The sequence below is a fragment of the Pseudomonas sp. NMS19W genome (assembly GCF_051554255.1).
GTDB lineage: Bacteria > Pseudomonadota > Gammaproteobacteria > Pseudomonadales > Pseudomonadaceae > Aquipseudomonas > Aquipseudomonas kribbensis.
The window spans coordinates 5802942-5824905 of sequence record NZ_CP136718.1 but is presented as its reverse complement, the minus strand read 5'-3'; the positions used below and the strand labels follow the sequence as shown (position 1 = coordinate 5824905).

The following is a 21964-nucleotide window of genomic DNA, read 5'->3' as shown; positions in this document are numbered from 1 at the left end:
TGACCCGTGCCGCCCATGACCGCGTTGAAATACCTCCAGGCCTATCCCGCGCAATTGCAGGATCAGGTGCGCCAATTGATTGCCGAAGATCGCCTCGGTGATTACCTGAGCCAACGTTATCCGGGCCGCCACGATGTGCAGAGCGACAAGGCGTTGTACGGCTACGCGCTGGACCTGAAACAGGAATACCTGCGTAACGCCCCGGCCATCGACAAGGTTCTGTTCGACAACCGCCTCGACCTGACCCACCGCGCCCTCGGCCTGCACACCACGGTGTCGCGGGTGCAGGGCGGCAAGCTCAAGGCCAAGAAAGAGATTCGCATTGCCTCGCTGTTCAAGGAGGCCGCGCCGGAGTTTTTGAAGATGATCGTCGTGCATGAACTGGCGCACTTCAAGGAGTCGGATCACAACAAGGCGTTCTATAAATTATGTGAGCACATGCTGCCAGGCTATCACCAGATCGAGTTCGATCTGCGGGTGTACCTGACGTGGCGGGACATGCAATAAGACATCAAACAACGGAGCGCATGCATGGACGTGAGCAAGACCAAGAGCAGTTTCTACCGGCGCTTGTACGTGGCGTACCTGATCGACAGCGGCCTGGCCAGCAGCGTGCCGGCGCTGACCGACGTCACCGGCATGCCCCGGCGCACGGCGCAGGACACCATTGCGGCACTGGCGGATCTGGATATCGTCTGCGAGTTCGAGCAGGAAGAGGGCGCGCGCAACCATGCGGGGCGCTACCGGATTCGTGAGTGGGGGGCGATTGATCGGGGGTGGATCGAGAGGAATTTGCGGCAGATCAAGGCGGTTTTGGAGTATCCCTGAGTTGGTTGTTCGCCTCTGGATCGTTGCCCTCACCCCAGCCCTCTCCCGGAGGGAGAGGGAGCTGACCGAGGTGTCTTGCGTCATACATCGACCTGATTAAGCGTGGCGATTATGGATTCGACAACGCTCGTTCAGGTCGGTGGATCTCTCCAATTTTCCACGTTAGGTCCCCTCTCCCTCCGGGAGAGGGTTAGGGTGAGGGGCTTTTCAGGAGCGCCGCATCCCTATGTGCGGAATGTCATCCTCAAGATATTCCTCACCCGCCACCACAAACCCGTACCGCCCGTAATACCCCTGCAGATGCGCCTGGGCCGACAGATAGATCGGCACCTCTGGCCAACGCTTCTCAGCCTGTTTCAGCGCCTGTTCCATCATTTCATGCCCCAGGCCTTTGCCACGTCCGGCGGGCGCCGTCAGTACACGGCCGATCACCACGTCGCCGCCCTGGGATTCCGGGTCCAGCAGGCGCAGATATGCCACCAGTTGATCACCTTCCCACCCCATCAAATGGCAGGTGTCCCCGTCCAGATCCTGCCCGTCCGGGTCCAGGTACGCACAGCGCTGTTCGACCACGAACACTTCCGAGCGCAGTTTCAAAATGGCGTACAGCTGTTCCAGTCCCAGATCGCTGTGATGTTTGCAGACCCACTCGATTGTCATCTTCCGATTCCTTGAACTACGTCGCCCGATACTAAGCGCCACGTCGAAATATGTCTGTATGGCTGAGAAATCTGTGACAAAGGCCAAAATGCCATCATTCCCTTCTGGCGGCGCCGACATCTTTGTGTAATCTGCTGAGAAGCGCTGTGCAACGGCTTCAATGAGCTAATGTTAGGGCCTGGGATTCGCCGGTACGGGGCCTTGGGGTTTTGACTGAAAACACGCCGGGCGGCCCGCCCGCTAAGGATTTTCAAGCATGCCGCGATTGCATCGAGCGTTGGCTTTGATCGGATTGCTGTTGCTGGGTCAAAGCGCTGCAGCGGAGAAATTGCGTCTGGTCTTCGACGTCTGGCCGCCCTTTACCGATGACACACTGGTCAACGGTGGGCTGGCCACGGACATCGTCAGCACGGCCCTGGCCCGGGCCGGTTATGCCAGCGATTACGAACAGGTGCCGTGGGCGCGGGCGTTGCTCGGGGTTGGCGAGGGACGTTACGACGTGCTGGTCAACGCCTGGTACAACGACGAGCGTACGAAGCTCGGGCAGTTTTCCGACGAGTACCTGCTCAACCGCGTGCGTTTTCTCAAGCGCAAAGACACCCCCATCGAATACAACAACTTGCAGGAACTGCACACCTACCCGATTGCCGTGGTGCGCGGCTATGCCTATTCGGCGCCGTTCGATGCCGACACCGCGCTGCAGAAAGTTCCTGTGCATAACTTCGCCATGGCCGTGCGCATGCTGGCGGCGGACCGGGTCAAGCTGACCCTGGAAGACGAATACGTCGCCCGCTATTACCTGGCCCGTGAATCACCGAAGGTGCGTAACGCCGTGGAGTTCCTGCCCAAGCCTCTGAGCGAGAACAGCCTGCACATTCTGGTCAGCCTGAAGAACCCGGAGCACGAACAGATCGTGGCCGGGTTCGACAAGGCGATTGCGGCGATGAAGGCCGATGGCAGCTATGACAAGTTGCTCAGGCAGCACGGCATGTGAGGCGACTCAATCTTCGGCGGTGTCCTTGATCAAGTGCGCCGCCAGCGTGCGCAACGGGCCTAGCTGACGGCAGATCAGCGCCAGTTGCGTCTGCACCAGCCGTTGGCCTTCATCGATTTCGTCCGCCATTTGCTCAAGTTCATTGGCCAGCGCTTCTTCTTCATCGCTCTGGATCGCAATCGGCTGTTTGCTCGCCAGCCCCTGGGCGATCTCGTCGATGCTGCTGGCCAGTTTCACCCCGGCGCCATCGATCAGATGCTCACGCACTTCGGCCGGCAACTGGGTTTCCCGGTGCGCGCCAAGGCCCGACAGATAGCTGAGCAGGGTGTGCGACAGCACCAGGAAACGGAAACCGACATCGGCTTCCTTTCGGAAATGCCCCGGCTCCATCAGCATGTTCGCCAGCGTAGTCGACAGCGCCGCGTCGGCATTGTGCGCGTTGCGCCGGGCGAGGCGATAGGCGAGGTCGTCGCTCTTGCCGGCGGCGTATTGCTGCATGATCTGGCGCAGGTAGATGCTGTTGCAGGTCAGGGTGTTGGCCAGCACTTTGTTCAGGCGCCGACCCTGCCAGTCCGGCAGGAACAGGATCACCGTCAGGCCTGCGATCAGGCTGCCGAGCAGGGTATCGAACAGACGCGGCACAAACAGCCCGTAACCGTCGCCGACCTGGTTGAAGCAGAACAGCACCATGATCGTGATGGCGGCGGTGGCCACGGTGTAGCGGGTGGTGCGGTTGGTGAAGAACACCACGCCGGCGGCGATGGCGAAGCACGACTGCACCAGCGGGCTCGGGAACAGATCGAACAGCGCCCAGGCGATGGTCAGGCCGATGGCGGTGCCGAGAATCCGCTGGCCGAGTTTGCGCCGGGTAGCGCCGTAGTTCGGCTGGCAGACGAACAGCGTGGTGAGGATGATCCAGTACCCCTGCGACGGGTGAATCAGATGCACCATGCCGTAACCGATACTCAGTGCCAGCGGCAGGCGCAGGGCGTGGCGGAACAACAGTGACGTCGGCGTCAGTTGGGTGCGCAGGCGAGTCAGCACATCCTTGAAGTTGCGCGGCGAGCGGTCGAGCAGGCTGCTGTCGGTGGCATCGGCCAGGGCATCAGGGTTGCTGGCATCGCTGAGCAAGCGGTCAAGAGTGCCGAGGTTGGCCGCCAGTGCCCGCAGCGAACGCAGCAGCCCGCGCCAGGCCGGGTTGCTCTGGATGCGCAGGTGTTCGAGGGAGGCGTGCAGGTCGCTCAGGGCTTCGGCGAATGTCGCGTCGTAGATGAATGGCTGGCGCATCTGGATCGACTCGGCCAGCGCCCGGCACGCCTTGCCTTGCTGGCGCAGCAGGCGTTGGCAGCGGAACAGCACGTCGCTATGGAAAAACGCCTCGGCCAGCGCGTTGTAAGGGTAGTGCGAAGAACTGGCGCGTTCGTGAATGTCCTGGGCGAGGAAATAAAGCTTCAGGTAGCGGCTGACTTTCGAGCCGGGGCGGCCATTGCCGACGCGGTGCAGGATGATTTCCTTGGCACTGTTCAGTGCCGCCACGACGCGGCCGTTTTGCTGGGCCAGTTCCAGGCGCCGCGCTTCGACGTCCAGCTGACGGATCGGCTCGAACAGCGAGGCTTTCAGCTTCAGGTAATAACCCAGCTCACGAAACAGCCGCGCCAGGCTCTGCTGCACCGGCTGGTTGGAGAACATCGCCTGCCACAAAACCGACAGCAAACCGTACCACGCGGCCCCGGCCACCAGCAGCATCGGCTCGTGCCAGAAATCCGTGACTGCGCCGCCGCGCTGGTCCACGCCGATCATGGTGTAGACGGAAAGAATCAGCGTCGCCGAAGCAATCGCGCCATAACGCTCGCCGAGCGCACCGAGCATGGTCAGGCCGAAACTGGCCAGCGCCAGAGCGATGACGAACACGATGGGGTAGGGGAACAGCAATTCCACCGACAGCGCCGCAACGCTGAAACACACCAGCGTCACTGCCAGGGCATTGAGACGGCCCTGCCAACTGTCGTCGGTCTCGGCCAGGGCGCTGGCGATGATCCCGAGGAACAGCGGGATCAGCAGCCCCATTTCATCCTGATACCAGCACAGCGCCATGCTGCCGGTCAGGGCGATGAACACCCGCACGCTGTAGCTGAATTTATCCAGCGCCCACAGGCGCCGCAAAGACTGACGAAACGAGGTCGAGGACATGAAGTGCGAAGGCCTTCCGAGGCGATGCCGCTAAATTGAGCCAGTAATGACGCCGACGCAATGGCGCCGATCACATCTGACAGCAAAAAGTGTTCCGCACGGCCTTCAGGTCAGACGTATTGCGCCGCCGCGTAACCCGATGCCCAGGCCCACTGAAAGTTGAAGCCGCCCAGATGCCCGGTGACATCCAGCACTTCGCCGACAAAGTACAGGCCCGGGCTTTTCAGCGATTCCATGGTCTTGGACGAGACTTCGCGGGTGTCGACGCCACCGAGGGTGACTTCGGCAGTGCGGTAGCCTTCGGTGCCGGCCGGGACGACTTTCCAGCTGCCGAGCTTTTCGGCGATGTCTGCCAGTTCGGCGTGGGTGTACTGCTTCATCGGTTTGGAGACGAACCAGTTGTCCGCCAGCAGGTTGGCCATCTTCTTGGTGAAAATTTCACCGAGCAGGGTTTTCAGTTCGCTGTTCGGGCGCTCGGCGGTCTGCTGTTGCAGCCAGCTTGCGGCGTCGTGATCCGGCAGCAGGTTGATCTCGACCGTGTCGCCCGGCTCCCAGAACGAGGAAATCTGCAGGATCGCCGGGCCGCTGAGTCCGCGGTGCGTGAACAGTATGTTCTCGCGAAAGCTCTGGTCGTTGCAGCTGACCAGGCAATCCACCGAGGTGCCGGACAGTTCGGTGCACAGATCCTTGAGCTGATCGGTGATGGTGAACGGCACCAGACCGGCGCGGGTCGGCAGCAGGTCGTGGCCGAATTGCTTGGCGACCTGGTAACCGAATCCGGTCGCGCCCAGCGTCGGGATCGACAGGCCGCCGGTGGCGATCACCAGCGACTGGCACTGGATCTGGCCAAGGGTGGTGTCGAGCAGGTAGCCGCCCTCGACTTTCTCGATGGTCTGGATCGAAGTGTCGAGGTGCAGGTTGACGCCGACCTGATCGCACTCGTCCAGCAGCATGCCGAGGATGTCGCTGGATTTGTTATCGCAGAACAACTGGCCGAGTTTCTTCTCGTGATACGGCACGCCGTGCTTGGCGACCATGCCGATGAAATCCCACTGGGTGTAGCGGGCCAGCGCGGATTTGCAGAAGTGCGGATTCTGCGAGAGGAAATTGCCCGGCTCGGTGTACATGTTGGTGAAGTTGCAGCGCCCACCGCCGGACATCAGGATTTTCTTGCCGGCCTTGTTCGCGTGGTCGAGCAGCAACACCTGACGCCCGCGCCCGGCGGCGGTCAGTGCACACATCAACCCAGCGGCGCCAGCGCCAATGATCACGACTTCGGTAGAGCGCAAAACGGTGTCCTCACACAACGATCAGTATCGGTTTCGGTAACGTTCAGGTCAGAGGACGCGAACGCGCAGCGAACGACCCTTGATCTTGCCGTTGTTCAAGCGCTGCAGCGCCTGCATGACCACGGTGCGCTCGACGGCCACATAGGACTGGAAGTCGAAGATCGCGATCTTGCCAACCTGCGTGCCCGGAATACCGGCTTCACCGGTCAGTGCGCCGAGAATGTCACCCGGACGCACCTTGTCCTTGCGCCCGCCGGCGATGCACAGCGTGCTCATCGGCGGTTGCAGCGGGGCACCGCCCTGGGATTTCAGGTTGTCCACCTGATCCCAGTTCAGCGGGGTTTTCTGCAGTTGTTCGATGGCCTGGGCGCGGTGCGCTTCCGACGGCGCCACCAGGCTGACCGCGATGCCTTTCTCGCCGGCACGACCGGTACGGCCGACGCGGTGAATGTGGATTTCCGAATCCCGGGCAAGCTCGACGTTGATCACCATGTCCAGCGAATCGATGTCCAGACCACGGGCGGCAACGTCAGTGGCCACCAGTACCGAAGTGCTGCGGTTGGCGAACATCGCCAGTACCGGTCGCGGTCACGCTGTTCCAGATCGCCGTGCAGGCCGACGGCGGAGATGCCTTTGGAGGTCAGGTGATCGACGGTTTCCTGCACTTGCTGCTTGGTGAAGCAGAACGCCACGGTGGAGGCCGGGCGGAAGTGGTGCAGGACCTTGGTCACCGCGCTCATACGCTCTTCCGGTGAGATCTCGTAGAAGCGCTGCTCGATCTGGGTGTCGTCGTGGAACGCTTCGGCCTTGACCGTTTGCGGATCGCGCATGAACTTCGAAGCGAGTTGCTTGATGCCCACCGGGTAGGTCGCCGAGAACAGCAGGGTCTGACGGCGGGTCGGGGTCTGCTCGATGATGTCTTCGATGGCGTCGTAGAAACCCATGTCGAGCATGCGGTCGGCTTCGTCGAGGATCAGCGTGTTGAGGCCGTCGAGGACCAGCGAGCCCTTGCGCAGGTGCTGCTGGATGCGCCCCGGGGTGCCGACGATGATGTGCGCGCCGTGCTCCAGCGAGGCGATCTGCGGGCCGAACGACACGCCGCCGCACAGGGTCAGGACCTTGATGTTGTCTTCGGCGCGGGCCAGACGACGGATTTCCTTGGCGACCTGGTCGGCCAGCTCGCGGGTCGGGCAGATGACCAGAGCCTGGCAACCGAAGTAGCGCGGATTGATCGGGTTCAGCAGGCCGATGCCGAACGCGGCGGTCTTGCCGCTGCCGGTCTTGGCCTGGGCGATTAGGTCCATCCCCTTGAGGATCACCGGCAAGCTCTGCGCCTGGATCGGCGTCATCTGGGCATAACCGAGAGATTCGAGGTTAGCCAGCATGGCGGCGGACAGCGGCAAAGTATTAAAAGCGGTGGCGATGGTGGTCACGGGACTGGCCTGCAAAACAAAATGTCGCGCAGTGTAGCAGCCCCGTGCCACTTTCCTCGAAAGTTCTGGACGAACAGTGGTTAATGTTCGATGTGTTCGTCCGGATGTTCATCGGGACGTTTGACGCGCCGCCCGTCTTCTTTCGAGAGTTGCGAGAAGATGGTCGCCGCCAGCATCGCCATGACACCCACGGTCACGAACGTCAGCTGGAACGCGCCCAGCACCGTTTCAACGCCATCATTGCCGATTTCCGCCGTGAAGCCGCCGAGCAACGCACCGGCGCAGGCCACCCCGAGACTCAGCGACAACTGCGCGACCACCGACAGCAGGCTGTTGCCGCTGCTGGCGCTGGCGTCGTCGAGATCGATCAGGGTCACGGTGTTCATCGCGGTGAACTGCAGCGAGTTGATCGCGCCGAGAATCGCCAGCAGGCAAAGCAGCAGCCAATACGGTGTCTGCTCGCTGACCAGGCCCATGCTCGCCAGCATGATCCCCAGCGCCAGCGTGTTGCCGGTCAAAACGATGCGATAGCCGAGACGTTCGATCAGCGGCCGCGCCATCCACTTGGCAAACATCGCTGCGGCGGCCAGCGGCAGCATGCTCATCCCGGCCTGCGACGGTGAATAACCCAGCGCCACCTGCAGCAGTAACGGCACCAGAAACGGCAACGCGCCGCTGCCCAGACGGGCGAACAGGTTACCGATGATCCCCACCGCAAACGTCCGCGTCTTGAACAGCGAAGGCGCGAACAGCGGATTCTCGACTCGCCCGGCGCGCAACCAGTACGCGGCCAGACAGGCCATGCCACCGAACAGCAGCAACATCACGCGCAAGTGCGGCAAGTGCAATTCGCCAAGGCCTTCCATGGCGATGGTGATCAGAATCATCGCTGCGCCGAACAGCAGGAAGCCGAGGCTATCGAAGCGTGTGCGCTCGGTGCCGCGCAGGTCGGGAATGAACTTCCACACCGCGTAGCAGCCGATGACGCCGACCGGCAGGTTGATCAGAAAGATCCAGTGCCACGTCAGGTATTGCACCATCCAGCCGCCCATGGTCGGGCCGATCAGCGGGCCGAGCAGGCCGGGAATGGTGATGAAGCCCATGATCCGTACGAGTTCAGAACGCGGGTAGGCGCGCAGCACCACCAATCGCCCGACCGGCAGCATCAGTGCACCGCCGAGGCCCTGAATCACCCGGGCGCCGACCAGCATGGTCAGGCTGCTGGACAGGGCGCAGAGCAGCGAGCCGATGCTGAACAGCAGGATCGCGCCGAAGAAGATTTTCTTGGTGCCGAAGCGGTCGGCGATCCAGCCCGAGGCCGGAATCAGCAACGCCACGGTGAGCATGTAGGCGATGACTACGCCCTGCATGCGCAACGGGTCTTCGGCCAGATCCCGGGCCATGGCCGGCAGGGCGGTGTTGAGGATGGTCCCGTCGAGGGACTGCATGAAGAAAGCGATGGCGACGACCCACGGCAACCAGCGGGCGGTGATGGCGTCGAGAGGCGGGCGGTTGGGCATGGAACCTCTTGTGGTGTGGGGCTGTGAATGATCGTTCCCGCGCCAGGCGCGGGAACGATTTGTATCAGAGGGTCAAAGTCAGTCGGCTCACCAACGCCCCCGGCAACAACGCCGACGAGGTATTGCGCTGACTGTAGGTGCTCGCCGACAGCAGCAACTCGCGCTCGGCGGTCAACGCTTCCAGCTGCGAACCCAGCAGGCTGTAGGCACTGTCGTCGAAACGCATGGTGCTGACCGGCGCCTGAATCTCGCCGTTCTCGACCCAGAACGTGGCAAACCGGGTCATGCCGGTCAGGCGCGCCGCCGGTTGATCCGAGAAGTTCAGATACCACAGGTTGCTGATGTAAAGCCCGGTGCCCAGTTGCTTGAGAATCTCCGCTTGCGGCAGATCACCGGCGCCCATGTTCAGCGCGCTCGGCGATTCGCCACCGCCGGCACCGTTGGCCGTCAGGCCGTATTCGGCAGCACTGCGCGATCCCACCAACTGGTCACCCGCTTTGCCTTCGATGATCAACCGCAGGTCACTGCGCGGATAACCTTCACCGGAAAACGCCGGGCTCAGCGAGCCGCTGACTTTCTCGTCGAGGGAAACCAGCGGACTGAACGTCTGATCGCCGGCATACAGCTTCTGCAACGGACTGCTCTTGCTGGCAATCGACTGCGCCGAGAAACCACCCCAGCACAACATGCCCATGATTTCTTCCAGGGCTGCCGGTGCCAGATAGGCGCGGTATTGTCCCGGTGGCAGGGTGCGCAACGGACGACCGAGAAACTCAAGCTGCTCGCGGGCCTGCTGGAAACGCTTGGCGAAACCTTCGCTGCTCCACTCGTGCCCGGCATAGCTGGCTTTCACCGCTTCGCCGTTCTCGTGGAACAGGCTGAAGTCGAAGTTGAAGCTGTTGGCCTGATGCCAGCCGAACGCCCCTGAAGAACTGGCAAAACCACGGCTGATCGGGCCGGCGGCATAGAAACCGACCAGATCCAGCCCTTCGGCCGCCTCGGCGATTTCAGCGACCACCTGCTCGGTGTCCGGCAGCGGATGCTCCTGCACGTTCTGGCTCTGCCAGCCGTTGTGGTTGAGCAGCAGATAGGGATCCTGCGGTAGCAGCGGCAGGGTTTCGCGCAGTTGCTGCAAGCCTTCGGCGAGGCGTTGCAGATCGGTTGCCTGTTCGCCGGACAGAGTGATGTGCAGGTCGGCATGCCGCCCGTCGTCGATCAGTTTCAGACCGATACCGGCTTGTTGCACTTGCCCGGCCTGACGCACCTTGGCGTGGTTGAAGCGCACGAAGGCCGATGATTCGGCGTCGTAACTCAGGGTGAACTGCTCCGGCTCGCGCACAGCATCGCGCAGCCAGTTGACCAGCACCTTGAAGGCCTCGACCTGGCTCTTGGAAATACTCATCAGGCGTCTCCCCCAAACACATCAACATTGCTGAACACGCAGGCCGGCGAAGCGTGGCCGACGCGGATCACCTGGTTCGGTTCGCCCTTGCCGCAGTTCGGCGTGCCCAGCACCCGGGTGGTGCCGGCGTTGCCGACTGCGCGCAGGCTCTTCCAGAAGTGCGCGGAAATGCCCCGGTAGTTGGGGTTTTTCACCACGCCTTTGAGTTCGCCGTTTTCAATCAACTGGCCCCATTCGCAGCCGAACTGGAATTTGTTCCGCGCATCGTCGATCGACCACGAACGGTTGGTGCTCATCAGGATGCCGTTTTCGATGCCGCCGATCAGTTGTTCCAGCGACTGGTCGCCCGGCTCGATGTTGAGGTTGGCCATGCGGTCGATCGGCGGTCGGTTCCAGCCGCAGGCACGGCTGTTGGCGACACCGTCCAGGCCCGCGCGGTACTGCGACAGCGCACCGCCCAACGGCCGCACCAGCAGACCTTCGCGAATCAGGAATTGCTTGCTGGCAGCCGTGCCGTCGTCATCGTGGCCGTAGCTTGCCAGCTCTTCGGGAATGTCCGGATCGAAGGTCACGTTGAGCAGTTTCGAGCCGTATTGCAGGCTGCCGAAATCCGAGGTTTTGACGAAACTGGTGCCGGCGTAATTGCGCTCGTCGCCGAGAATCCGGTCCAGTTCCAGCGGGTGGCCGATGGATTCGTGGATCTGCAGCATCATCTGGTCGGGCATCAGCAGCAGGTCACGCGGACCTTGCGGCGTATTGGGTGCGAGCAACAGTTGCAGTGCCTGATCGGCGACTTGCGGACCGGCACCGATCAAACCGCAACGGCTGATCACGTCGGCGCCGCCCTGCTGGCCGAAGTTCTCGCGGCCGAGGCTGCGGGTCTGGCTGTCGTTGCCGTCGTAGGCGGTGACGTCCAGGCCCGGATAGACGAAGCGCTGGGCCTGGCGCAATTCAGCCCCGGCGCTGCTCAGGTAGATCTGTTCGACGTGGGTGATGCCGATGCTCACTTCCCAATTCACCAGGCGCTCATCCTTTGGCACCGAGGCGGATTCCGCACCGAGCAGCTCGAAGCATTCGCTCAGGGACGGGAAGGGTTGTTGCAGATTGGGTGAAAAGTAGTCGGCGCGGTCGCTGGACACCGGCTGCTGGCTCAGGTCGAGCAGGGCGTGGGGCTTGATCCGCCGGGCTTGCTGTTCGGCGCGCTCGAGGGCGGCTTGCAGGCCTTGTTGCGACAGGTCATTGGTCGCGGCGTAGGCTTCGACGCCGTTGACGCGAACGGTGAGCATCGCGCCTTCGTCGCGGCTCAGGCTCGGCGGTTCGGCGACGTTCTTGCGCACCGACAGGTACTGGCCGGACTCGCGTACATACCGCAAGGAAAAAAACTCGGCGCCCGTGCGCAAGGCAGCGAAGCGCTGCTTGAGCTGGGGGTGGAAATCGAACATCAGGGAACCTCCTTGTTATGGGAGTAGCGGCGAAGCGGATTCGGCGGGGAGGGGTGAAACGATTGCGCGAGGACTAGAGTAGGCCTGCGTCGGGGTAGGATCAAGTGAAGAGGGGGTGTAGGAGGATTTACCGCTTTGAGTCGGCTGATCGTTCCCACATTGCATGGGAACGATCACCGCCCGGTACTACGACTTACTGAGCAACAGCGCTCACATCACGCAGTGCCTTGCCTTTCACCGGCGCATCGCCAGCGACGTAGTACGGCGCCTTGCTGCGTGGCAGTGGCTGACGGCCACGGATCTTGTCGGCGATTTTCTCGGCCATCATGATCGTCGGCGCGTTCAGGTTGCCGGTGGTGATGATCGGCATGATCGAGGCATCGACCACGCGCAGACCCTGCATGCCATGCACGCGGCCCTGACCGTCCACGACCGCCATCTCGTCGGTGCCCATCTTGCACGAGCAGGACGGGTGGAACGCGGTTTCGGCGTGCTCGCGGATGAACTTGTCCAGCTGCTCATCGGTTTGCACTTCGATGCCCGGGCTGATTTCGCGGCCACGGAAGGCGTCCAGTGCAGGCTGTTGCATGATTTCACGGGTCAGGCGGATGCCGTCGCGGAATTCCTGCCAGTCCTGCTCGGTGGCCATGTAGTTGAACAGGATGCTCGGGTGCTGGCGCGGATCCTTGGATTTGACCTGGATGCGACCACGGCTCGGCGAACGCATGGAACCCATGTGCGCCTGGAAACCGTGCTCTTTCACACCGTTGCTGCCGTTGTAGTTAATCGCTACCGGCAGGAAGTGGTACTGGATGTTCGGCCATTCGAATTCCGGACGGGTGCGGATGAAACCGCCGGCTTCGAACTGGTTGCTGGCGCCGATGCCGGTGCCGTTGAACAGCCACTCGGCACCGATGGCCGGCTGGTTGTACCAGAGCAGCGACGGGTACAGCGAGACCGGTTGGGTGCAGGCGAATTGCAGGTACAGCTCGAGGTGATCCTGCAGGTTTTCGCCGACGCCCGGCAGATCGTGAACGACCGGGATGTCGAGGCTTTCCAGCAGTTTCGCCGGGCCGACGCCGGAGCGTTGCAGCAGTTGCGGCGAAGCGATCGCGCCGGAGCAGACGATGACTTCTTTGCGGGCGCGGGCTTCAACGCGCTCTTCGGCAGCGCCGACCAGATAACGCACGCCGATGGCGCGCTTGCCGTCGAACAGAACCTTGTCAGTCAGGGCGTGAGTGACGATGGTCAGGGTCGAACGCTTCTTGGCCACGTCCAGGTAACCACGGGCGGTGGAAGCACGACGGCCTTTCGGCGTCACGGTGCGGTCCATCGGGCCGAAGCCTTCCTGCTGGTAGCCGTTCAAGTCTTCGGTGCGTGGGTAGCCGGCTTGTACGCCAGCTTCAACCATGGCGTGGAACAGCGGGTTGTTGCCAGCCTTCGGCGTGGTCACGCTGACCGGGCCTTCGCCACCGTGGTAGTCGTTCGGGCCGATGTCGCGGGTTTCCGCTTTACGGAAGTACGGCAGGCAGTCGAGGTAGGTCCAGTCTTCCAGGCCTGGCAGTTTTGCCCAGCCGTCGTAGTCCATCGCGTTGCCGCGGATGTAGCACATGCCGTTGATCAGCGAGGAACCGCCAAGGCCCTTGCCGCGGCCGCATTCCATCCGACGACCGTCCATGTACGGTTCCGGATCGGTTTCGTACGCCCAGTTGTAGCGACGACCCTGCAGCGGGAATGCCAGTGCGGCCGGCATCTGCGTGCGGAAGTCCATGCGGTAGTCCGGGCCGCCTGCTTCGAGCAGCAGGACGGTGACGCCTTCGTCTTCAGTCAGACGGGTCGCCAGGGTGTTACCGGCAGAACCGGCACCCACAATGATGTAATCGAATTCTTGGGACATAGGTCCTCCGGGAGTTTCAAGCTGCAAGCTTCAAGCTGCAAGAGAGCAGCGAGCGGTGCTGAGATAGAGCGGCAAACCAAGCTGCTTTTACTTGCAGCTTGAAGCTTGCCGCTTGTCGCTGGATCAGCTGATCAAAATACCGAAACGTACTCGCCCAGCTCGACTTGCACGGACTTGATGCGCGTGAAGTTATTAAGAGAGCTGATCCCGTTCTCACGGCCAACGCCCGACTGCTTGTAACCGCCGACCGGCATTTTTGCGTCGGACTCGCCCCAGGCGTTGATCCAGCAGATACCGGCTTCCAGTTGATGAATCACGCGGTGGGCGCGGTTCAGGTCGCGGGTGACGATACCGGCGGCCAGGCCGAAGTCGGTGTCGTTGGCGCGACGGATCACTTCTTCTTCGGTTTCGTAGGTCAGGATCGCCATTACCGGGCCGAAGATTTCTTCACGAACGATGGTCATGTCGTCGGTGCAGTCGGTGAACACGGTCGGAGCCACGAACGCGCCTTTGGCGAATTCGCCGTCGGTCATGCGCTCGCCGCCGCACAGAACGCGGGCGCCTTCTTCTTTACCCTTGGCGATGTAGCCCAGCACGTTTTCCATGTGCGCGAAGCTGACCAGCGGGCCGAAGTTGGTGTTTTCGTCTTCCGGGTTGCCAACGCGGATGCGGGCAACGCGCTCGACGATCTTGGCTTCGAAAGCGGCTTTCAGGTGGCTCGGTACGAACACGCGAGTGCCGTTGGTGCAGACCTGACCGGAGCTGTAGAAGTTGGCCATCATGGCGGTGTCGGCGGCGCGATCCAGGTCGGCGTCGTCGCAGATGATCAGCGGGGACTTGCCGCCCAGTTCCATGGTCACGTCTTTGAGCGACGAAGCCGAAGCGCTGGCCATTACCTTCTTGCCGGTGTCGGTGCCGCCGGTGAAGGAGATTTTTTCGATGCGCGGGTGCTCGGTCAGCCAGGTGCCGACTTCACGGCCGCTGCCGGTCAGTACGTTGAACACGCCATTTGGAACGCCGGCTTCGGTGTAGATCTCGGCCAGTTTCAGGGTGGTCAGCGAGGTTACTTCGCTTGGCTTGAAGATCATCGCGTTACCGGCCGCCAGGGCTGGAGCGGATTTCCACAGGGCGATCTGGATCGGGTAGTTCCACGCACCGATACCGGCAACCACGCCCAGCGGCTCGCGACGGGTGTAGACGAATGCGGTGTCACGCAGCGGGATCTGCTCGCCTTCGATGGCGGGTACCAGGCCTGCGTAGTATTCCAGCACGTCGGCGCCGGTGACGATGTCGACGTACTTGGTTTCGGAGAAGGCTTTACCGGTGTCCAGGGTTTCCAGGGCAGCCAGTTCATCGTTGCGCTCGCGCAGGATGTCGACGGCGCGACGCAGGATGCGCGAACGCTCCATGGCGGTCATCGCGGCCCAGATCTTCTGGCCTTTTTCGGCGCTGACGACAGCGCGCTCGACGTCTTCCTTGGTCGCACGTTGCACTTGTGCGAGGACTTCACCGTTAGCCGGGTTGATGGCTTCGAAGGTGGCATCGCTGCCGGCGTCGGAGTACGCGCCATCGATGTAGAGTTTTTGCAGTTCGAAACGGGCCATAGTGTCCTCGCAAGTGCATAAGTGGTTGGCGTTGACCACCGCGATCAGGCTGCGGTGGCGTTCAGGGGCCGAGCGTTTTCTGTGTGCTCTAGCTCACCTTCTTGGCCAATTGGAAATCCATGTATTCGTAAGCGATCTGTTGCGCCTGCGCAGTGTCGAAAGCGTCTCCCGACAGCGCGCCGCGCAACCACAAGCCGTCAATCAGAGCTGCCAGTCCACGGGCGGCGGTGCGCGCATCTTCGAGCGGCAACACACGGCGGAACTCGCAGCACAGGTTGGAATACAGACGGTGATCGTTGATCCGCTGCAACCTGTGCAAAGACGGCTGGTGCATGCTGGTGGCCCAGAAGGCCAGCCAGGTTTTCATTGCCGGGCCATTGACCTGGCTGGCGTCGAAGTTGCCTTCGATGATCACCTGCAGATGCGCCCGGGGGCTGCTGTCTGCCAGCGCCTGACGGCGCGCGGTGACGTTCTCGCTGAGGACGCTCATCAGATACCGCATCGTGGCGGCAATCAGGCCGTTCTTGTCCTGAAAATAGTGACTGATGATGCCATTCGAGACACCGGCCAGACGGGCGATCAGCGCAATGCTGGCGTCCCCCATTCCGACCTGATCGACGGCCTGCAAAGTGGCTTCGATCAGTTGTTGGCGGCGGATGGGTTGCATACCGACCTTGGGCATCTTGCACATCTCCTTAGGCCTTCCGAGGGGCGATAAACGCCGATCGGATTGAGGGCCAGTCTATTTTGTTTTGATTGAACGTTCAATCAACAAAGAATAAGATCTGCGACAAATCGTCGCTGCCTACAGATTTTTCCTACGAGTAAGTGGCGATAAACCGACATCCGAAAATGCTCGAAACCTGCGCGGGGCAAGGCGCGGTTCGACGTTCGATGGACGTGTTGAATGGGCAAGACGCTCGAGGCCAGGTTTCGGATGAACGTCCGGACCTCGGCCACGACGGCGATTCGCGGTGCCATCTCTGCAGGTTCGGGCTTTTTTCGGGGTGTCTTTATATCACCCGCCGGTCGGCTGCCAACTAACCGATTGGTCGGGTTCCGTGTTGCCTTGTGTTCTTCTCTCGCACTGCCTGGAGCATTTGTGCCATGAGTTCTGCCTCGCTTATAAAGACCCCGCCCGAGAAGGTGACGGTCAACGGTTGGGTGTTCTACACCTCTACCGTGCTGATTCTGTTGTTGACCGCCATTCTGATCATCGCCCCGCAAGAGGCCGGCAGAATGTTGGGAGTGGCTCAGGCCTGGTTGTCCCGCAGCTTCGGCTGGTACTACATGGTGGTGATCGCCGCTTACCTGGTTTTCGTGGTGGGCCTGGCGTTTTCCTCCTACGGCAAACTCAAACTGGGTAGCAAGGACGACACCCCTGATTTCAGCTACGGCGCCTGGGCGGGGATGCTGTTCTCGTCGGGTATCGGTATTTCGCTGCTGTACTTCGGCGCCTCCGAGCCGCTGGATCACTACTTCAACCCGCCGGAAGGCGCGTCGGCCACCAACCTGGCAGCACGTCAGGCTGTCCAGCTGACCTTCCTGCACTGGGGCCTGCACGGCTGGGCGATCTATGCGCTGGTCGGTCTGGCCGTGGCTTATTTCGCATACCGTCATAACCAGCCGCTGGCACTGCGTTCGGCGCTGTACCCGCTGGTGGGCGAGCGTTGGGTCAAGGGCGCTGCCGGTCATGCGGTAGACGGCTTCGGCATGTTCGTGACCCTGCTGGGTCTGGTGACCAACCTGGGGATCGGCTCGCTGCAAGTGTCCTCGGGCCTGGAAAACCTGTTCGGCATGGAGCACAGCAACACCAACCTGCTGATCGTGATCATCGTGATGAGCACCGTGGCGACCATCGCTGCCGTGTCCGGCGTGGAAAACGGCATCCGTCGTCTGTCCAACCTCAACATTATCCTGTTCAGCGGCCTGCTGATTTTCGTGCTGCTGTTCGGCCCGACCCTGCACCTGCTCAACGGCTTCGTGCAGAACATCGGCGACTACCTCAACGGCGTGGTGCTGAAGACTTTCGACCTGTACGTCTATGAAGGCGACAGTGCCAAGTCCGACCGCTGGCTGGGCCTGTGGACTCTGTTCTACTGGGCCTGGTGGATTTCCTGGGCGCCATTCGTAGGCATGTTCATCGCGCGTATTTCCCGTGGTCGTACCGTGCGTGAACTGGTGGCCGGCGTGCTGCTGATTCCGCTGGGCTTCACTCTGGCGTGGCTGTCGATCTTCGGTAACTCGGCGCTGGACCTGGTGATGAACCACGGTGCGGTGGAACTCGGCAAGACGGCGCTGGAACAGCCGTCGATGGCGATCTATCAGTTGCTGGAACACTACCCGGCGTCGAAAGTCGTCATCGGTGTGTCGATCTTTGTTGGTTTCGTGCTGTTCCTGACCCTGCCGACTCCGGCGCGGTGATGATGGCCAACCTTTCCTGCAAGGGCGGCACCGTTGACGAAGACGCGCCGCACTGGTTGCGGATCTTCTGGTCGGTCGTGATCACTCTGGTGACCATCGGCCTGCTGTTCGCCGGTAACTTCGAAGCCATGCAAACCATGGTGGTGCTGGCCGGTCTGCCGTTCTCGGTGGTGCTGGTGTGCTTCATGTTCGGCCTGCACAAGGCGATGCGTCAGGACATGCAGATCGAACAGGAGCAAGCGCAACTGGCTGAGCGCGGCCGTCGTGGTTTCAGCGAGCGTCTGACCCAACTGGATCTTCAACCGAGCCAGTCGGTGGTGCAGCGCTTCATGGACAAACACGTCACTCCGGCGCTGGACGATGCGGCTGCCCAGTTGCGTGCCCAAGGCCTGGAAGTGCAGACGCTGCTGGGTAAATCCAAGCGTTGCATGGGCGTGCGTGTCGAGATGGAAGAGGGCAACCCTTTCGTCTACGAAGTGAGCCTGGACGGCTACCTGGCGACCCCGACCGAATCGGCCCAGTCCGATGAAGCGCGCCAGCGTTACTACCGCGCCGAGGTGTACCTGCACAACGGCAGCCAGGATTACGACCTGATGGGCTTCACGCAGGATCAGATCACACGCGATGTGCTCGATCAGTTTGAAAGCCATCGGCAGCTCCTTGGCCGGGTGTACAGCTAAGATCAAAAGCCCCCTCACCCTAACCCTCTCCCTTAGGGAGAGGGGACTGATTGGGGGATGCTTGAGAACTACGCCGACCTGAACGAGTTTCACTGAATCCATAATCGACTCGATCTTTCAGGTCGATGTATAGCGAAAGACACTTCGGTAGGTTCCCTCTCCCTTTGGGAGAGGGTTAGGGTGAGGGGACTTTCCCTGACCCAATAAAAAAGGGATCGCTCACCGCGATCCCTTTTTTTCATCCTGCCTTACCCCAGGTTCTTCCCGAGCAGCGCGTGATACAGCTCGCTGTCCCCGAGAATCCCCACCACATGATTGTTGTCGTGCAGCACCAGTTTGTTGCCGGTCTGGTAACGGATCTGCAACGCGTCACGCATGCCGATGTTCGAGTCCACCAGCGTCGGACGACGATCGAGACCTTCCACCGCTTGCCCCGGTACCCAGTTCTGCAGGTCGAGTACCGAGCCGTTCTTGCGTGCACCCTTGATGGTGTTGCCTTCGGCCAGGTCCAGCCATGAGTCGCCGCCCGGATCGAGGCATACCGAGCCGTTGATGCGTTTGCAGTTGTCCAGGGTGCGCATCAGGCTGCGACCGCAGAGCACGTTGAGCGGATTGGTGTGGGCGACGAAGGTGCGCACGTAGTCGTCCGCAGGGTTGAGCACGATCTCTTCCGGCACGCTGTACTGGATGATCCGGCCGTCTTTCATGATCGCGATGCGGCTGCCCAGTTTCAGCGCCTCATCGAGGTCGTGGCTCACGAATACGATGGTCTTGCTCAGCTTGCGTTGCAGTTCCAGCAATTCGTCCTGCAGACCCTGGCGGATCAGCGGGTCGAGGGCCGAAAACGGTTCGTCCATCAGCAAAATGTCGGCGTCCATCGCCAGTGCGCGGGCCAGGCCCACACGCTGCTGCATGCCACCGGACAGTTCGTTGGGTTTCTTGTTGCGCCACTGGGTCAGGCCCACCAGCTCAAGCTTGTCGTCCACCAGTTTGCGGCGTTCTTTCTCGGGACGGCCCTGCATTTCCAGTCCGAAGCTGATGTTCTCGCGCACCGTCAGCCAGGGCATCAGGGCGAACTTCTGGAACACCATGGCAATGCGCTTGGTGCGCATCATTTTCAGTTCGGCCGGGCTGCAGGAGGCGATGTCGATCTGTTTGCCTTCGTGCTCGACGAACAGCTTGCCGCGGCTCACGGTGTTGAGGCCGTTGATGCAGCGCAGCAGGCTGGACTTGCCGGAGCCGGACAAACCCATCAGTACGCAGATTTCACCTTTCTCGATATCCAGGCTGGCCTTTTCAACGCCGACAATCTGCCCGGTCTTTTTCAGGATCTCGTTACGGGTCATGCCCTGATCCAGCAGCTTGAGTGCCTCGCGTGGATCCTTGGCGAAGATAACGTCTACGTTGTCGAAGCGGATTATGCTCATGCGTCACCCCCTACTTTGGCGTCGGGTTGTTTGCAGATACGGTCGAGCATGATCGCCAGCAGTACGATCGCCAGGCCCGCTTCGAAGCCCAGGGCGATATCAGCAGTGTTCAGTGCGTTGACCACCGGTTTGCCGAGTCCGTCGGCGCCCACCAGTGCCGCGATCACCACCATCGACAGCGACAGCATGATGCACTGGGTGATGCCGGCTGCGATGCTCGGCATGGCGTGGGGCAGTTCGATCCGTGAAAGCAGTTGGCGACGCGAGCAGCCGAAGGCCTTGCCGGCGTCCATCAGTTCTTCCGGGACATCGCGGATGCCCAGGTAGGTCAGGCGGATCGGCGCAGCGATGGCGAACACCACCGTGGAGATCAGGCCCGGAACCACGCCCAGCCCGAATAGGGTCAGGGTAGGAATGAGGTAAACGAAGGTCGGTACGGTCTGCATCAGATCGAGCACCGGCCTCATCAAAGTGTAGAACATCGGTTTGTGCGCGGCGACGATGCCCAGCGGCACGCCGATGACCACGCAGACCAGGGTCGCGAACATGACCTGGGCGAGGGTTTCCATGGTTTCCTGCCAGTATCCCAGATTGAGGATCAGCAGAAAGGAGGCGATCACGAAGGCGGTCAGGCCCCATTTGCGTTGAATGAAGTGCGCGAGCAGAGCGATGAGGCCGATCAACACCAGCGGGTTGAACCAGGTCAGCGCAAACGTCACGCCGTGGATCATCGTTTCCAGGGTCACGGCGATTGCGTCGAAGGTGCTGGCGCCGTGTTGCGTCAACCATTCAACGAAGCCCGCGATGTACTGGCCTAAAGGGATTTTCTGATCAATCAGCATGGTAGTGAACGTCCGCATGCAAGGAAATAACAGCCCGGGCGGGACTGGCCCGCCCGGCATAAGCGATTACTGATTCAGCTTGGCTTTCACGGCCTCCAGGCCAGGTTTACCGTCAATGGTGGTCACGCCAGCGAGCCAGGTATCGAGCACCTGTGGATTCTTTTTCAGCCAGGCCTTGGCGGCCGCTTCAGGCTTCATCTTGTCGTCGAGGATGTTGCCCATCAGGGTGCTTTCCATGTCGACGGTGAACTCCAGATTTTTCAGCAACTGACCGACGTTGCTGCATTCCTCGACGTAGCCCTTGCGGGTGTTGGTCGCGACAGTAGCGGCGCCGAAATCCGGGCCGAAGAAGTCGTCGCCGCCGGTCAGGTATTGAATCTTGAAGCGCTTGTTCATCGGGTGCGGCGCCCAGCCGAGGAACACCACGGCGGTGTCGCGTTTCTGCGCACGGTCGACCTGCGAGAGCATGCCCGCCTCGGACGATTCGACGACCTTGAAGCCGGCGTCTTTCAGGCCGAAGGCGTTCTTGTCGATCATGCTCTGGATCAGGCGGTTGCCGTCGTTGCCAGGCTCGATGCCGTAGATCTTGCCGTCGAGCTCTTTCTTGAATTTGGCGATGTCGGCGAAGTCATGCAGGCCCTTGTCGTACAGCGCCTGCGGTACGGCGAGGGTGTATTTGGCGCCCTTGAGGTTGGTGCGCACCACTTCCACGGTGCCGGCGTCACGGTAGGCCTTGATGTCGTTTTCCATGGTCGGCATCCAGTTGCCGAGGAACACGTCCATGTTCTTGCCGTCGGCCAGCGACTTGTAGGTCACGGGCACGGAGATCATGGTGGTCTTGGTCTTGTAGCCGAGGGCGTCGAGCACCACGCTGGTGGTCGCGGTTGTTGCGGTGATGTCGGTCCAGCCGACATCGGAGAAGTTAACGGTACTGCACTGCGCCGGTTCTGCGGCTTGAGCCAGTAACGGCAGACTCAGCATGGCGGCCAACAACAACGACGGGGAACCTTTCATGGATGGACTCCTTGGTGTTTTTTTTGGCAGTGTTCCGACTGGACCACCGCACTTATAGGTTGCGGTTGGATGGCGTTCTGGAGACAGCTCTGTCACGGCGCCTTGCAATCGAGTCGATACGATCATGTACCAGTGAAAATCTGACGCCTACAGGGTGCGTCGTATCCAGTACAGGGATGGTCGCATCCAGTGTCAGTGACGTCGTTTACAGCTTTTTTCAGCCCTGTTTGGCCATCTGAACCGCATAAAAACGGCGAAAACACGGGCGAAAACCGGCACGGCGTTCGTGGGCATGAGTGCGTCGGTGTCAGACGCCGT

15 protein-coding genes and 2 pseudogenes are annotated in these 21964 nt (G+C 61.3%); 4 read left to right on the top strand and 13 right to left on the bottom strand.

What is annotated here, in order from left to right; genetic code table 11:
* Positions 1 to 15 precede the first annotated feature (15 nt).
* On the top strand, positions 16 to 507 hold the full coding sequence (locus tag R1A29_RS26720; protein WP_114886018.1) for a M48 metallopeptidase family protein: 492 nt from the start codon (positions 16 to 18) through the stop codon (positions 505 to 507).
* A gap of 24 nt (positions 508 to 531) precedes the next feature.
* Positions 532 to 828 (top strand): winged helix-turn-helix domain-containing protein, encoded by a 297-nt coding sequence (locus tag R1A29_RS26715; protein WP_008033286.1) that lies wholly within the window; start codon positions 532 to 534, stop codon positions 826 to 828.
* A gap of 207 nt (positions 829 to 1035) precedes the next feature.
* Here R1A29_RS26715 and R1A29_RS26710 read toward each other — a convergent pair whose 3' ends face one another.
* Positions 1036 to 1488: a GNAT family N-acetyltransferase gene (locus tag R1A29_RS26710; RefSeq protein ID WP_085709127.1), complete on the bottom strand. Its 453-nt coding sequence runs from the start codon at positions 1486 to 1488 to the stop codon at positions 1036 to 1038.
* A gap of 256 nt (positions 1489 to 1744) precedes the next feature.
* Here R1A29_RS26710 and R1A29_RS26705 point away from each other — a divergent pair, with 256 nt between their 5' ends.
* On the top strand, positions 1745 to 2482 hold the full coding sequence (locus R1A29_RS26705) for a substrate-binding periplasmic protein (protein ID WP_085709128.1): 738 nt from the start codon (positions 1745 to 1747) through the stop codon (positions 2480 to 2482).
* 6 nt (positions 2483 to 2488) lie between these two features.
* On the opposite strand, the gene yccS is transcribed toward R1A29_RS26705, so the two are convergent.
* From yccS to betI, 9 genes and pseudogenes are all read right to left on the bottom strand, one after another.
* Entirely contained in the window at positions 2489 to 4672 is a 2184-nt protein-coding gene (gene yccS / locus R1A29_RS26700; protein ID WP_134828362.1) for a YccS family putative transporter, read from the bottom strand.
* 110 nt (positions 4673 to 4782) lie between these two features.
* Positions 4783 to 5961, bottom strand: a complete 1179-nt coding sequence (locus R1A29_RS26695; protein ID WP_305835765.1) for an NAD(P)/FAD-dependent oxidoreductase — start codon at positions 5959 to 5961, stop codon at positions 4783 to 4785.
* Between the two features lie 48 nt (positions 5962 to 6009).
* Positions 6010 to 7394: pseudogene (dbpA, locus tag R1A29_RS26690) on the bottom strand (ATP-dependent RNA helicase DbpA).
* A gap of 80 nt (positions 7395 to 7474) precedes the next feature.
* The gene (gene mdtD, locus R1A29_RS26685) at positions 7475 to 8914 is read right to left on the bottom strand and encodes a multidrug transporter subunit MdtD (RefSeq protein ID WP_085709132.1); all 1440 of its coding nucleotides are present in this window, start codon (positions 8912 to 8914) and stop codon (positions 7475 to 7477) included.
* Positions 8915 to 8978: 64 nt separating this feature from the next.
* On the bottom strand, positions 8979 to 10316 hold the full coding sequence (locus R1A29_RS26680; protein WP_438300015.1) for a TldD/PmbA family protein: 1338 nt from the start codon (positions 10314 to 10316) through the stop codon (positions 8979 to 8981).
* Entirely contained in the window at positions 10316 to 11758 is a 1443-nt protein-coding gene (locus tag R1A29_RS26675; protein WP_438300014.1) for a TldD/PmbA family protein, read from the bottom strand. The genes R1A29_RS26680 and R1A29_RS26675 overlap by 1 nt, the downstream gene beginning before the upstream one ends.
* Before the next feature lie 193 nt (positions 11759 to 11951).
* Entirely contained in the window at positions 11952 to 13655 is a 1704-nt protein-coding gene (betA, locus tag R1A29_RS26670) for a choline dehydrogenase (protein WP_438300013.1), read from the bottom strand.
* A 131-nt stretch (positions 13656 to 13786) separates the two neighbouring features.
* Complete coding sequence (gene betB / locus R1A29_RS26665) at positions 13787 to 15259, bottom strand: betaine-aldehyde dehydrogenase (RefSeq protein ID WP_438300012.1); 1473 nt, start codon at positions 15257 to 15259, stop codon at positions 13787 to 13789.
* Positions 15260 to 15347: 88 nt separating this feature from the next.
* On the bottom strand, positions 15348 to 15941 hold the full coding sequence (gene betI, locus R1A29_RS26660; RefSeq protein ID WP_085688616.1) for a transcriptional regulator BetI: 594 nt from the start codon (positions 15939 to 15941) through the stop codon (positions 15348 to 15350).
* 482 nt (positions 15942 to 16423) lie between these two features.
* Here betI and R1A29_RS26655 point away from each other — a divergent pair.
* Positions 16424 to 18363: pseudogene (locus tag R1A29_RS26655) on the top strand (BCCT family transporter).
* 248 nt (positions 18364 to 18611) lie between these two features.
* Here R1A29_RS26655 and choV read toward each other — a convergent pair.
* The 3 genes from choV to R1A29_RS26640 all read right to left on the bottom strand — a co-directional run bounded on the left by choV (position 18612) and on the right by R1A29_RS26640 (position 21646).
* Positions 18612 to 19790 carry a choline ABC transporter ATP-binding protein gene (choV, locus tag R1A29_RS26650; protein WP_085709138.1) on the bottom strand — a complete coding sequence of 393 codons (1179 nt, stop codon included), beginning with the start codon at positions 19788 to 19790 and terminating at the stop codon, positions 18612 to 18614.
* Positions 19787 to 20632 (bottom strand): choline ABC transporter permease subunit, encoded by an 846-nt coding sequence (choW, locus tag R1A29_RS26645; protein WP_085709139.1) that lies wholly within the window; start codon positions 20630 to 20632, stop codon positions 19787 to 19789. Before choW ends, choV begins: the two co-directional genes overlap by 4 nt.
* Before the next feature lie 66 nt (positions 20633 to 20698).
* The gene (locus tag R1A29_RS26640; RefSeq protein WP_085709140.1) at positions 20699 to 21646 is read right to left on the bottom strand and encodes a choline ABC transporter substrate-binding protein; all 948 of its coding nucleotides are present in this window, start codon (positions 21644 to 21646) and stop codon (positions 20699 to 20701) included.
* Positions 21647 to 21964 lie beyond the last annotated feature (318 nt).

Bases quoted from the DNA above. Each gene is read 5' to 3' on its own strand.
- betB (WP_438300012.1), bottom strand. From the start codon at position 15,259: ATGGCCCGTTTCGAACTGCAAAAACTCTACATCGATGGCGCGTACTCC.
- choW (WP_085709139.1), bottom strand. From the start codon at position 20,632: ATGCTGATTGATCAGAAAATCCCTTTAGGCCAGTACATCGCGGGCTTC.
- R1A29_RS26710 (WP_085709127.1), bottom strand. From the start codon at position 1,488: ATGACAATCGAGTGGGTCTGCAAACATCACAGCGATCTGGGACTGGAA.
- mdtD (WP_085709132.1), bottom strand. From the start codon at position 8,914: ATGCCCAACCGCCCGCCTCTCGACGCCATCACCGCCCGCTGGTTGCCG.
- betA (WP_438300013.1), bottom strand. From the start codon at position 13,655: ATGTCCCAAGAATTCGATTACATCATTGTGGGTGCCGGTTCTGCCGGT.
- R1A29_RS26640 (WP_085709140.1), bottom strand. From the start codon at position 21,646: ATGAAAGGTTCCCCGTCGTTGTTGTTGGCCGCCATGCTGAGTCTGCCG.
- choV (WP_085709138.1), bottom strand. From the start codon at position 19,790: ATGAGCATAATCCGCTTCGACAACGTAGACGTTATCTTCGCCAAGGAT.
- R1A29_RS26675 (WP_438300014.1), bottom strand. From the start codon at position 11,758: ATGTTCGATTTCCACCCCCAGCTCAAGCAGCGCTTCGCTGCCTTGCGC.
- R1A29_RS26715 (WP_008033286.1), top strand. From the start codon at position 532: ATGGACGTGAGCAAGACCAAGAGCAGTTTCTACCGGCGCTTGTACGTG.
- betI (WP_085688616.1), bottom strand. From the start codon at position 15,941: ATGCCCAAGGTCGGTATGCAACCCATCCGCCGCCAACAACTGATCGAA.
- R1A29_RS26705 (WP_085709128.1), top strand. From the start codon at position 1,745: ATGCCGCGATTGCATCGAGCGTTGGCTTTGATCGGATTGCTGTTGCTG.
- R1A29_RS26720 (WP_114886018.1), top strand. From the start codon at position 16: ATGACCGCGTTGAAATACCTCCAGGCCTATCCCGCGCAATTGCAGGAT.
- R1A29_RS26680 (WP_438300015.1), bottom strand. From the start codon at position 10,316: ATGAGTATTTCCAAGAGCCAGGTCGAGGCCTTCAAGGTGCTGGTCAAC.
- yccS (WP_134828362.1), bottom strand. From the start codon at position 4,672: ATGTCCTCGACCTCGTTTCGTCAGTCTTTGCGGCGCCTGTGGGCGCTG.